This window comes from Thalassobacillus devorans, assembly GCF_900176565.1.
GTDB lineage: Bacteria > Bacillota > Bacilli > Bacillales > Halobacillaceae > Thalassobacillus > Thalassobacillus devorans_A.
In genome coordinates, this window is the sequence record NZ_FXEH01000005.1 from 401,388 (window position 1) to 413,060 (window position 11,673).

The window sequence follows — 11,673 nt, forward strand, 5'->3', positions numbered from 1 at the left end:
ATCAGCATAATTGCTCGTTTACTAAGACAACTTCCACCATTAAGACCGTAACTCAAACGATTAGGGATTTTGTTCGCACAATTAGTCGGACAGGACGCACACTTACAGTTTTAAAGGAAATCATAGAAAAGCTGCAGGCTTAAGGCAACCTGCAGCACGACTATCGGTTTAATTTTTTCGCTATTATTTCCAAATACAGCCGGTAGAAGGCGGAAAATGCCAGGAAAGCAATCAAACTTCCTGAAAACAGCGGTATGATAATCGGAAATACATTAAGACTAATATACAAAACGATGCCGCTTGTAATCGAAACTGCCAGAAATAAAAGTGGACTTCCTACGGTGATGAAAAAAGTCTGGCGCAACAGCCCGCGGAGTTTCATATTATAGTGAGCACTGACCGAGAAGAAATTCACTGTAAAAATAAACAGTAATATTCCCAGCACGACGAACAGATTCATGATCACCTGGTTCTTATCCGAAAAGTAATAAATATCAGCAAGCCAGACGACCCATAATGTGACAAAAACAATACCTGCCAGCAGGCTGGTTATGTAATTTTCTTTATAATAGCTGATATATTTCCGAGATTCCCTTTCCACTTCTGCCTCGCGTACCCATTCCCGTGCTTTGGCGAACATCGCGGTCGTTGCCGGGAAAAACAACACGGGTACAAGTACGATGAGAGGCACCGCTAAATAAAAGAGGTCTTCTGTTTTTTCTATATATAGCATGCTGATGAGAAGGAGGGCGATCGGTAAGTTGAAGACGACCCATTGCAAATTGAGGAGGGAAAATCGCATAATCCACTCGCTTACAACATAGAGTCCTCCCATAAATCCTGATGTTTTCACCTGATCTCCTCCTTCAACTCATCAACTTACGCCCACCACATATCTGCCGGCGGTTCTTCGATATTGACTGCTTTCAAATTTTTCACGGCTTGATTGAACCCTTCATTGATCGACATGATTGGATCTTCATGCTCAATCGAGATGACATGATCATATCCGTAAGTTCGAAGCGCACTTACAATATTAGACCATTCCTGGATGCCATGTCCATAACCGACAGACCGGAAACTCCACGCCCTCGACTGAACACCGCCGTATGGCTGCATATCCGTAAGACCGTACATGTTGACGTTCTCCTGATCGATATACGTATCTTTGGCATGGAAATGATGGATAGCGCCCGCTTTGCCAAGAATTTTCACAGCGGCGACCGGATCGATTCCCTGCCACCACAAGTGACTAGGATCAAGGTTTGCCCCGACGGCATCACTCGTCTCTTCACGCAGCTTCAGCATCGTATATGGTGTGTGCACAAGAAAGCCGGCATGCAATTCCAAACCGATTTTCACACCATGCTCTTCAGCAAACTTGCCTTGTTCCTTCCAATAAGGAATCAGCTTTTCTCTCCATTGCCATTCCAGAACATCAGAGTATTCGCCCGGCCATGGAGTGACAGGCCAGTTTGGTGTCTTATCTCCCTCTGCCCCTGCCGGTGTGCCGGAAAATGTATTGACAACCGGCACGTCAAGCAGCTTTGCCAGCTTGACCGTTTTCACAAAAATATCGTGGGACTCCTTTGCGAAATCCTCATCCGGTGATAACGGGTTGCCATGACAGCTGAATGCGCTGATCGTCAAACCGCGGGAGTGAACCTTTTCCAGATACTCTTGACGCTTATCTTCGCTTTCCAAAAGTTCATCGACATTACAATGAGCGTTGCCTGGATAGCCGCCGGTACCGATTTCGACCGCTTTCAGTCCGGACTCTCTTACATGATCCAGCATATCTTCAAAACTCATATCAGAAAATAGCACGGTAAATACGCCTAATTTCATGGTACTCTCCTCCATCCTATTAAGTTAGCTTAATACTTGAACCAGTTTCACTGCTTAAATAGATCGCTTCCATCAGTTCTGTCACTTTCAATGCCTCTTCCGGCTCGACTACCAATCGGGCATCGCCGTTACAGCTCTCGATGAAATTTTTCGCCTGAAGCACACCTGGATCTGTCTCTTCTTCCGGGACCTTGACCTTGCTGTCCCATACGGCTCCATACTTGGCCTGATAAAGCTCGAATGGATAAACATCTAGACCGCCATCAACGCCTGAAATGCTTAATGACGTTTTATCTTCCTTTATATTGGCTGCCCATGAGGTTTCGAACTGCATCGACATGCCATTTTCAAATGTGATATAGGCGGTTACATGGTCATCGACATCAAACTTTTCATGATCAAATGGACCCCAGTCGTTGACCTGGCCAGGAACTTTGCTGAGTCGGTCATAAGTTTTGCCGATTACTTCGACTGGCTTTGGATTATCAAGCAGCCAAAGTGATAAATCGAGTAAATGGCAGCCAAAATCAATCAGGCTTCCGCCACCTTGCAATTCCTTATTCGTAAATACGCCCCATCCTGGTACTTTGCGGCGGCGAAGTGCCTGGACACGGGTTACCAATGGATCACCGATCTCCCCATTGGTCACGACCTCTTTTGCCAGCCGGGCTTCCGGTGTGTACCGATAATGATAAGCAATCGATAGCAGCCGATCGTTTTTCTTTGCCGTTTCAAGCATGGCTGTTCCTTCCTCGGCTGTCATCGCCATCGGCTTTTCACACATCACATGGACCCCTGCTTCCAAAGCCGCAATAGAAATCTCAGCGTGGAACTTGTTCGGGGTACAAATCGTGACGGCATCGACATGGTCGAAGAGCTCATGGTAGTCTTCGACGACATTCGGAATGGCAAATTCTTCTGCCACTTGGCTGGCACGTTCTATATTCACATCGTGTACTGCTGTTATTTCAACTTGGTCTTGGAGTGATTGATAGGCAGGAATGTGCCGCTGTGTGGCAATCCCGCCTACTCCAATAATTCCCATTCTCAGTTTTTGCATCATTGATCACTTCGCTAACCTGGTGATTTGTTTCGTTTCTCCTGATTCCACGGCTGCAAGGATGATTTCCAACGAACGTTTACCTTCCTCGCCATCGATCAGTGGCTGCTTGTCTTCAACAATACAATCAACAAAATGATCAATCACACCGGTATTGGTTTGACCGCCTTCTTCATTAGACTGAATCTGGCCAAGTTCATACTTCACCACTTCTCCGTTCGTATATTGGACAACCAATGAATAGTCAGGATCATCTTCCAAATGCAATGTCGCCTTTTCGCCATAGACGACGGTCGAATTATCTTCGTTTGCGTTATAGGCCCAGCTCGCTGTCAACGTACCCACAACCCCGGACTCGCTTCGCAAAATACAGACCGCATTGTCATCGACAGTCACATTTTCTTTGGCATTATTTTCGACAAAACCGGCTACTTCAACGAACTCTTCCCCAAGCAGATAACGAAGGAGATCGGCTTTATGTACCCCTAAGTCTCCCATCGCACCGATGAAAGCTTCATCTTTTTTAAAGAACCAACTGTCCGCACCATCAACGCTCCAGCCTTCCGGGCCACCATGCCCAAAAGTCGTGCGGAAGCTGTAGATCTTTCCTGCTTCCCCTGCTTCAATCAGCTTGCGTGCACGCTCATGAGAAGAAACGAACCGCTGGTTGTGAGCGATCATTAATTTCTTGCCATTACGTTCCGCCGCTTCAATCATTTTCTCTGCTTCTTCACTTGATGTCGCCATCGGCTTTTCGCAAAGGACATGGCAGCCTGCCTCCAATGCTGCGATCGACACCGGTGCATGCAAGTAGTTCGGCAGACAGACACTGACTGCATCGATTTCTTCCTTTTCCAAAAGGTCTTCATAGTTCGTGTAGGATTGGGCGCCAAACGCCTCTGCTGTCACCATTGCCCGTTCTTCAACAATGTCACATACCGCGGTAATCTCTACATGTTCATTCGCTTCGAATTCAAGCAGGTGACGATTTTGTGCGATGCTTCCGCAACCGATAATTGCAATTTTCAATGTATCCATTTTTCTGCCTCCCATGATTCCTTATTTTTCAGAAATATTTTCTAACGGCTGTGCATTACCATAGACATGCTTTGGAGTTCCCTGGTTATAAGCCCACTTCACACCGTTTTGAATGACTTTTTGAACTTCTTCATTATGGTAAGTTGGATAGGTTTCATGACCGGGACGGAAATAGAAAATCTTTCCGCGTCCACGCCGGAATGTTGCCCCACTTCGGAAAACTTCTCCCCCTTCGAACCAGCTGACAAACAGAAGCTCGTCCGGTGCCGGGATATCAAAATGTTCTCCATACATCTCTTCTTTTTCCAACTCAATATACTGGCCTAACCCTTCTGTGATCGGGTGACTCGGATCCACGACCCATAACCGTTCTTTTTCATCAGCTTCACGCCATTTCAAATCACATGTTGTCCCCATCAGTTTTTTGAAAACTTTAGAAAAGTGAGCAGAATGAAGGACGACAAGTCCCATTCCATCCAGAACGCGCTGCTTCACTTTTTCTGCGATTTCGTCATTCACTTCATCATGAGCTTTGTGGCCCCACCATAACAAAACGTCGGTCTCGGCTAACACGTCATCGGTCAGTCCATGCTTTTCTTCGTCCAAAGTCGCTGTTTTCACCTGATGGCCTTCTCCCTCCAGGAGTCCAGCAATCACCCCATGGATGCCGTTTGGATAGATATCAGAAACTACCTTATTCTCCTTTTCATGACGAAACTCATTCCAAACTAAAATATTCATTGACCTCTCTCCTTTACTTACTAAGATGATATTTTATTTCTTACTTCCTGGTCATGCAGGAATCCCGCTCCACAATCACCGTTGGTACGATGACACTCTTTTTGAACATCTTGTCGCTTCCAAGCTGAGCCACGAGGCAATCCGCAGATTCATATCCAAGCTGATAGGGTTGAGTATCCACTGTTGTCAGTGGCGGATTGGCCAATCGGGAGATAATCGTATTATTAAAACTGATCACACTCATCTCTTCCGGAATTCGAATTCCTTGTTCCTGAAGAGCCTGCATAACAGTTAGCGCGTTAAAATCATCGGTAACTATCAATGCTGTAGGCGGTTCATCAACGCTAAGTAATTCTCCTACAGCTTTTTTAGCATCACCATTGTTCAGCTGGATATTTTTATAAAACCTATCGGGAATATCGATACCGTAGGCAGCCACAGCTTGTTGGAATCCAGTTAATCGGGCGGTAGTAACCTCAAAATGAGTATCCCCGCCAATATAACCAATCTTTTCATGACCGAGATTAATCAAAAATTCTGCTACTTCTTTACTTGCCTGCACATTATCATTGTCCACGTATATAATATCTTTGGCATCTGCAGTAGGTTTCCCGATCATGACAAATGGGAAATTACGTTCGCGCAAATATGGGACTACTTGATCGTCTTCCTTCGAATAAAGAACGATCACTCCGTCCACACGTTTTCCTTGAACCATCTTGATGACATCGCGATAAATCGCATCTTCCGAATCACCTGTTGTAATATTGATACTATAATCATGTTTATGACAGGAAGCGCTAATTCCTCGCAGCACATCGGAAAAGAATGGATTGTCGAATGAATGGCTGGATGAACCCTTCATCACGATTCCAATCGTCTGAGTTGATTGCTGTACAAGCATCCGTCCACTGAAATTCAAATGGTAGCCCATTTCCTCCATGACCTTCCGTACTTTCCGTTTCGTCTTCTCACTGATCCTCGGGCTGTCGGTAAGGACGCGTGATACCGTGGATGGCGCCACATTCGCCTGTTTCGCTACATCTTTGATTGTAACTGACACCTTCGATCCACTCCTGTCTATTATTTTACCGCGCCCTCAGACACCCCATTGATAATCTGTTTTTGAGCGAAAAAGTATCCAATGATGACTGGAATGATGGCAATCGTCAGACCAGCCAGAGCCAAATGCCACTGTTTTGTATACTGACCAAAGAAATAGAACATTTTCAAAGGTATCGTTGCATTTGCTTCGCTTAACACAAGAGACGGGAGCAAGTAGTCATTCCAAATCCAAATAACATTCAGTATCCCGACTGTCACCGAGATAGGTTTCAACAATGGGAAGATGATTTTCCAGAATAACTGGAAGCGATTTGCTCCATCAATGATTGCTGCTTCATCCAATGATCTCGATACACCGGTCATGGCACCATGGTATAAAAATATTGACAAGCTGCACCCGAATCCTAAATACATAAAAATCAACCCTGCGGCATTAAGCATATCTGCCTGCCCAAAAATTGAAATCAACGGGATCATTACTGATTGGAATGGGATCAGCATAGCCGCCACAAACACAAAGAATAAGAAGCCGCTGAACTTACTTTTATTTCTTGCCAGCGCATAGCCAGCCATTGATGAAAAAATGATAATAATTCCTACACTGAGTCCAGTGATCATCACGGAATTGAACAAAGATTTTAAGAAACTGAGATCAATGAACGCCTGGATGAAGTTATCGAATTCCCAGGTTTCAGGAAGGCCAAGTACTCCGCTGAAAATATCCCGTTTCGTTTTAAAGGCATTAACGATCATAAGGTAAAACGGTGCGATCCACAAAAGTCCCAAAAGGATACCGAGAATTTCGATTGAGAATAAGCTTTTCTTTTCCTTGTTTTTCATTACATCTCAACCTCTCGTTTCTTATTGTAGTAAACCTGTGTCAGCGCCACGACAGCAACAATCAAGAAGAAAATGACTGCTTTTGCCTGGGCATAGGACATTTGGTTATCGGAAAAGGCAGTCCGGACAATCTCCATCGCAACCATCTGTGTGGAATTATACGGTCCGCCGTTGGTCAGTGATAAGTTCTGGTCATAAATCTTAAATGATGTAGAAAGTGTCAGGAACATACTGATTGTGAAAGCTGGTGCCACAAGCGGGAAAGTGATATTTTTAAAGCGTTGAAAGCTGCTGGCCCCATCGATTTTAGCTGCTTCAATCAACTCTTTAGGAATATTCTCCAAGTAGGCGATATAAATGATCATAATGTAGCCTGCCATTTGCCATGACGTCAGGATGACCAATCCCCAAAAACCTGTTTCGGTAGTTGACAGCCAGCCTTTCATTCCTTCAACGCCAAGCAAATCGCCAACATCGCCAAACACACTGATAAAAATAAACTGCCAAATAAACCCTAAAATCAGACCACCTATAAGATTTGGCATGAAGAAGACAGTGCGAAGCAAGTTATTCGTCTTAATATTACGAGTAACAATCAATGCCAATGCCAGGCCAAAAAAGTTCAACAATAACACGGAAGCTACCGCAAACTTTATCGTAAACCAGATCGAATTCATAAACTCTTGTTCCTGGAACAGATTTATGTAATGTTCCAACCCGATAAACTGTGTCGCTCTTAAACCATTCCAATCGGTAAATGAATAGAACAGCCCATAAATGAATGGAATGACAACAACAATTCCTAATGCCAGGATTACAGGGGTAAGAAATAGCCAAAAAGCCGGACTGCGATTTTGCATGTGTATCTCCTCCAATAACTGAGCACGATAACCACTATTGCTATCGCTCGTGGTTTGTTGCTTCTGGTGCAGAACGGATGAATAAATGAAAACATCTCGACTATCAGGGAAATCGGTATCTGACCGATACCTGACAGAAGAGATATTTTCCAAAGTTGCCCAAAAACGAACAACCTTTATGACAGCATGATTATTTAATTACTGACGTGATTTTTCCCAATCATTACGGGCATTCTCTTCTACTTCTTCCCAAGTGATATCCCCGCTTAAATACTGCTGCATATTGACCGCCAGGCTTCCTTCTGTCCAGTTGGTTGGCGCGCCAAGGAAGACCCATCCTAATGTATTGCCTTCCGCTGCATATTCATAGATATCTTTGGAAATTGGATCAGCGATTTCCTGATCTTCATACCCTTCGTATGCCGGAATGAACTTGAACTCTTCTGTTACAAACTTTTTACCTTCCTCGGAAGTATACATCCAGTCCAGGAAGTCCTTACTTGCCTGGACAACTTCTTCTTCTGACTCTTTATTAACAGACCAGTACATTGGAACACCTACAGGAAGGCTGCCTTCATATCCTTCTACAGGAATTGGCATGATGCCTACATTATTCTCTGCCATTTCTGGATCCATCTCCTGAATAGTGTTATACACCCAGTTACCTTGCTGAATCATAGCGACTTCTCCAAGAGAGAACAATTCTTCAACCTGTTGAGAATAGTCCAGGCTCAATGTAGGTTGTACAGAATATTCGTTCTGAAGGTCTAAGAAACGTTTCATTTGATCTCCCATCGCAAATTCAACGCTGTCGGCATTATAAGCTTCCATAACATCGTGGTTGAATTCATCTGCTAAGAATGCGTTTGCTAAATGGTTTCCGATAACCCATGTTTCTTTAGCTGGTAAAGCGAATGGAGCCTGAATACCCAACTCATCTTTTTTACTTTCCAATAATTCGGTTGCTTCCACTAAATCCTCATGTGTCTTAATCTCAGCTGGGTCAATGCCTGCTTCTTCAAAGATTTGTTTATTATAAAGAATACCGTAGCCTTCCTGGTTGAATGGCAAACCAAGTGTTTCTCCATCTTTATCGACACTTGTCAGCGTGCCGTCAAGCGCTGCATTAGCAGCATCGGTATCAGAGAGATCTGCCAGGTAGTCTTCATATTGCTCCAAGTCGGAAGGTCCGCCAATGTTAAAAATGTCCGGTTCTTCACCGGAAGAGAACGACGTTTTCAATGAGGAGCCATAATCATTACCGCCTCCGACTGTTTTGACATTAATATTTACATCAGGGTTTTCTTCTTCATACTTGTCTGTCAGCTCTTCAAATTGGTTTTTGAATTCTACTTTAAATTGGAAAATATCAATGGTTACCTGATCTCCCGAATTTTCGTCTGAATTGGAAGTTGAACTGGAATCTTCACCAAAAGAACAACCAGTCAACGCAATAGTGGATGCCAATAAAGCAGAGGCTATTCCGTAAAACTTTTTCTTCTTCATACTAGACACTCCCTTTAGAATGGTTTGATTGTATGCGCTTCCACGCATCCACAAAAAAAGTCAACGAATCAGTAGATTAATAGAAACACTTGGTTTATCGCCAAGTCCTTATGGCGAAAGCCTAAGTGTTACTTATACTTTAATCCTTCAACAAAGTGAAACGTTCATAAAGTACTAGAAAAAACCAGTGCATACGTTTGCATTCTGGTATGTAAAAAAATGCAAACCATTAAAAAGACACTCAATAAAGCCATAATCGATGCATTGCGCAATTTTTGTGAATACGTTTGCATAAAATCATTAATCAAATAATATCACGCATAAAATAGAAAAACAATAGTAATTTTCAGATAAATTGTCGAATGTATTGTATAATATTGACTCAGTAAAGATGCCATACACCTTGGAGCCCTCCAAATTCTGGAGGATCCGGGGTAAGAGAGGAAAGCAGAAAAAACTCCAGCGAGCCTTTTTGGGACTCCTGGAGTTCTCTACCGGTTTTTACTGAAGTCGTGGATCTGCCAGCAGACGATCCATTTCTTCCATATGGTGTGTTTCATCGGCGATCATATCGTCAAGCTTTACGACTAGTTCCGTGAGACCAAGCTCTTCCGCTTGTTCTTTACGAATTTCATAGCGCTTGATCGTTTCTTCCTCTGATTTACGTGCTTCTTCCAGCATTTCTTTCACGTTTTCCAGCTGCTTCACTTCTGCAGGCTTCGTGGTCGGTGTCCCACCTAATGTTTTGATTTTTTCAGACAAGTACAGCGCATGTCCCTGCTCGTCACTAATTTCACCTTCAAAGAATGGTTTCAACACGGAGTAGTATAATCCATCCACTGTAGCAGCGTTGAATGTGTACATAATTGAAGCTGCATACTCATGTGCCAAGTCTTCATTCAAACCGTCAATCAGTTCTTTCATTTTTGCATCCATTAAACAACATCCTTTCTAAAATAGTTGTTTCGTTCATCCCATTATACCTATACCCGTATCGCCCTGTACTTAAACCTTTCTCTATCTATGTACCATTGTAGAGAAATGTAAAACATCAAGAAGTGAGAAACATCACAGTTAGCTAACACCTGTCCTAATTTATTCTTAACTAAAATACAAATCAAATACATGAAAATCTAACGGGTCACCCCAGGTCCTCCAAATATTGGATAACCCGGGGTTGTTTACATTTTTTGATTCTAATTGTTAGTTCTATTACGTATTAATTACATAATTATTAAATTATTCCCACATTAATTGAAACCTTTTTACGTGCAATAATTTTTATGGTAGTTTATAAAAGGGGAAAAAGCGACCCAGCCTCGAGTTCGGTCGTTTTTATAGAAAAACACCCCTGCGAGACTGGTCTCACCCACTATCCATTCCAACCCGCAACCACAAACAATTGAATACCATCACTTAACACAGGAGGGAACAAAACTATGAAATTGACAACCAAGATTCTCATCGGTCTTCTTCTCGGTGCTGCTGTAGGTCTATTTCTGCATTTTTCCGCACCGGAGTTGTTCACTACATTAGATACCTATATCTTCAGTCCGCTCGGTACCATCTTCCTTAACCTCATCAAGATGCTCGTCGTACCGATCGTATTCTTTTCAATTACTTTAGGGGTAGCATCACTCGGTGATCCAAAAAAGTTGGGTCGTATCGGTGGTAAAACAATCGCCTTTTTCCTTGCTACTACCACAGTAGCTATTACGATTGCAATCGCACTCGCGTATGCCTTCCAGCCAGGAAGCGGCGACTTCAATACAGCTGGTGCTGAGTATGAAAGCCAGGAAGCACCAACCGTAATCGAAACATTCACCAATATCATTCCGACTAATCCTATCCAGGCGATGACGGAAGCCAATATGCTTCAAATCATTGCATTTTCGATTTTTATCGGTTTCGCACTAGCCATGCTTGGCAAAAAGACAGAAAGTGTCATGAGAGTCATTGAACAGGGTAATGAAATTATGATGTTTTTAGTAAACGTCATCATGAAGTTTGCGCCTTATGGTGCGTTCGGTCTCCTTGCGTCTGCTATTGGAACAATGGGATTGGACGGTGCAAAGGCAATGGCTGCCTATATGCTCGTCGTTATTGCGGTATTATTTATCCATCTATTCGCTGTCTATGGTTCAGTGGTTTCTTTCTTAGGCAAAATGAATCCTGTATTCTTTTTCAAAAAATTCTTCCCGGCAGCAACAGTGGCCTTCAGTACATCGAGTTCCAGTGCCACCCTGCCGATTTCCATGAAAACCGCACAGGAAGAGTTGAAAGTCCCTAAGCCTGTCAGCAGTTTCGTACAGCCATTGGGAGCTACGATCAATATGGACGGAACAGCAATTATGCAAGGGGTTGCAACCATTTTTATTGCTCAAGTCTATGCAACCGACCTGGCATTCAGCCAGTTGGTTATGGTCGTAGTTGTTGCCGTACTTGCTAGTATCGGTACAGCGGGTGTTCCAGGGGTTGGATTGATCATGCTGGCAATGGTGCTTAATCAGGTCGCACTGCCGGTAGAAGGTATTGCGTTAATCCTCGGTATCGACCGTCTCCTTGACATGCTGCGTACAGCTGTCAACGTCTATGGCGATGCTGCCTGTGCAGTAGTCGTTGCAGAATCCGAGAAAAAACACGGAATACCTGAACAGCCTGCGGCTGAAGAAATTTCGTAGTACATTTAAAGGAACAGGCAGTGCGCCTGTTCCT

11 protein-coding genes are annotated in these 11,673 nt (G+C 43.6%); 1 reads left to right on the top strand and 10 read right to left on the bottom strand.

Annotated elements, in window-relative coordinates; all coding sequences use genetic code 11:
- Positions 1-160: 160 nt before the first annotated feature.
- The 10 genes from B9Y67_RS06830 to B9Y67_RS06875 form a co-directional block, all read right to left on the bottom strand.
- A complete protein-coding gene (locus tag B9Y67_RS06830; RefSeq protein ID WP_254901733.1) occupies positions 161-853 on the bottom strand; it encodes a YesL family protein in 693 nt (230 codons plus the stop codon).
- A gap of 26 nt (positions 854-879) precedes the next feature.
- Positions 880-1,848, bottom strand: a complete 969-nt coding sequence (locus B9Y67_RS06835; protein ID WP_085506007.1) for a sugar phosphate isomerase/epimerase family protein — start codon at positions 1,846-1,848, stop codon at positions 880-882.
- A gap of 19 nt (positions 1,849-1,867) precedes the next feature.
- On the bottom strand, positions 1,868-2,908 hold the full coding sequence (locus B9Y67_RS06840; protein ID WP_085506715.1) for a Gfo/Idh/MocA family protein: 1,041 nt from the start codon (positions 2,906-2,908) through the stop codon (positions 1,868-1,870).
- Between the two features lie 6 nt (positions 2,909-2,914).
- Entirely contained in the window at positions 2,915-3,946 is a 1,032-nt protein-coding gene (locus B9Y67_RS06845; RefSeq protein WP_085506008.1) for a Gfo/Idh/MocA family protein, read from the bottom strand.
- Positions 3,947-3,967: 21 nt separating this feature from the next.
- Positions 3,968-4,687, bottom strand: coding sequence for a ThuA domain-containing protein (locus tag B9Y67_RS06850; protein ID WP_085506009.1), 720 nt, complete (start codon positions 4,685-4,687; stop codon positions 3,968-3,970).
- Between the two features lie 40 nt (positions 4,688-4,727).
- Positions 4,728-5,750, bottom strand: a complete 1,023-nt coding sequence (locus B9Y67_RS06855; RefSeq protein WP_085506010.1) for a LacI family DNA-binding transcriptional regulator — start codon at positions 5,748-5,750, stop codon at positions 4,728-4,730.
- Positions 5,751-5,770: 20 nt separating this feature from the next.
- Positions 5,771-6,592, bottom strand: a complete 822-nt coding sequence (locus tag B9Y67_RS06860) for a carbohydrate ABC transporter permease (RefSeq protein WP_085506011.1) — start codon at positions 6,590-6,592, stop codon at positions 5,771-5,773.
- Positions 6,592-7,452 carry a carbohydrate ABC transporter permease gene (locus B9Y67_RS06865; protein WP_085506012.1) on the bottom strand — a complete coding sequence of 287 codons (861 nt, stop codon included), beginning with the start codon at positions 7,450-7,452 and terminating at the stop codon, positions 6,592-6,594. The genes B9Y67_RS06860 and B9Y67_RS06865 overlap by 1 nt, the downstream gene beginning before the upstream one ends.
- Before the next feature lie 198 nt (positions 7,453-7,650).
- On the bottom strand, positions 7,651-8,958 hold the full coding sequence (locus B9Y67_RS06870; protein ID WP_085506013.1) for an ABC transporter substrate-binding protein: 1,308 nt from the start codon (positions 8,956-8,958) through the stop codon (positions 7,651-7,653).
- 501 nt (positions 8,959-9,459) lie between these two features.
- Positions 9,460-9,894 carry a ferritin-like domain-containing protein gene (locus tag B9Y67_RS06875; protein WP_085506014.1) on the bottom strand — a complete coding sequence of 145 codons (435 nt, stop codon included), beginning with the start codon at positions 9,892-9,894 and terminating at the stop codon, positions 9,460-9,462.
- A 503-nt stretch (positions 9,895-10,397) separates the two neighbouring features.
- On the opposite strand from B9Y67_RS06875, the gene B9Y67_RS06880 reads away from it, so the two are divergent.
- Complete coding sequence (locus tag B9Y67_RS06880) at positions 10,398-11,639, top strand: dicarboxylate/amino acid:cation symporter (protein WP_085506015.1); 1,242 nt, start codon at positions 10,398-10,400, stop codon at positions 11,637-11,639.
- Positions 11,640-11,673: the final 34 nt, after the last annotated feature.

Coding starts and splice junctions, on each gene's coding strand:
- B9Y67_RS06845 (WP_085506008.1), bottom strand. CDS start 3,946: ATGGATACATTGAAAATTGCAATTATCGGTTGCGGAAGCATCGCACAA.
- B9Y67_RS06840 (WP_085506715.1), bottom strand. CDS start 2,908: ATGCAAAAACTGAGAATGGGAATTATTGGAGTAGGCGGGATTGCCACA.
- B9Y67_RS06865 (WP_085506012.1), bottom strand. CDS start 7,452: ATGCAAAATCGCAGTCCGGCTTTTTGGCTATTTCTTACCCCTGTAATC.
- B9Y67_RS06860 (WP_085506011.1), bottom strand. CDS start 6,592: ATGAAAAACAAGGAAAAGAAAAGCTTATTCTCAATCGAAATTCTCGGT.
- B9Y67_RS06875 (WP_085506014.1), bottom strand. CDS start 9,894: ATGGATGCAAAAATGAAAGAACTGATTGACGGTTTGAATGAAGACTTG.
- B9Y67_RS06850 (WP_085506009.1), bottom strand. CDS start 4,687: ATGAATATTTTAGTTTGGAATGAGTTTCGTCATGAAAAGGAGAATAAG.
- B9Y67_RS06835 (WP_085506007.1), bottom strand. CDS start 1,848: ATGAAATTAGGCGTATTTACCGTGCTATTTTCTGATATGAGTTTTGAA.
- B9Y67_RS06880 (WP_085506015.1), top strand. CDS start 10,398: ATGAAATTGACAACCAAGATTCTCATCGGTCTTCTTCTCGGTGCTGCT.
- B9Y67_RS06870 (WP_085506013.1), bottom strand. CDS start 8,958: ATGAAGAAGAAAAAGTTTTACGGAATAGCCTCTGCTTTATTGGCATCC.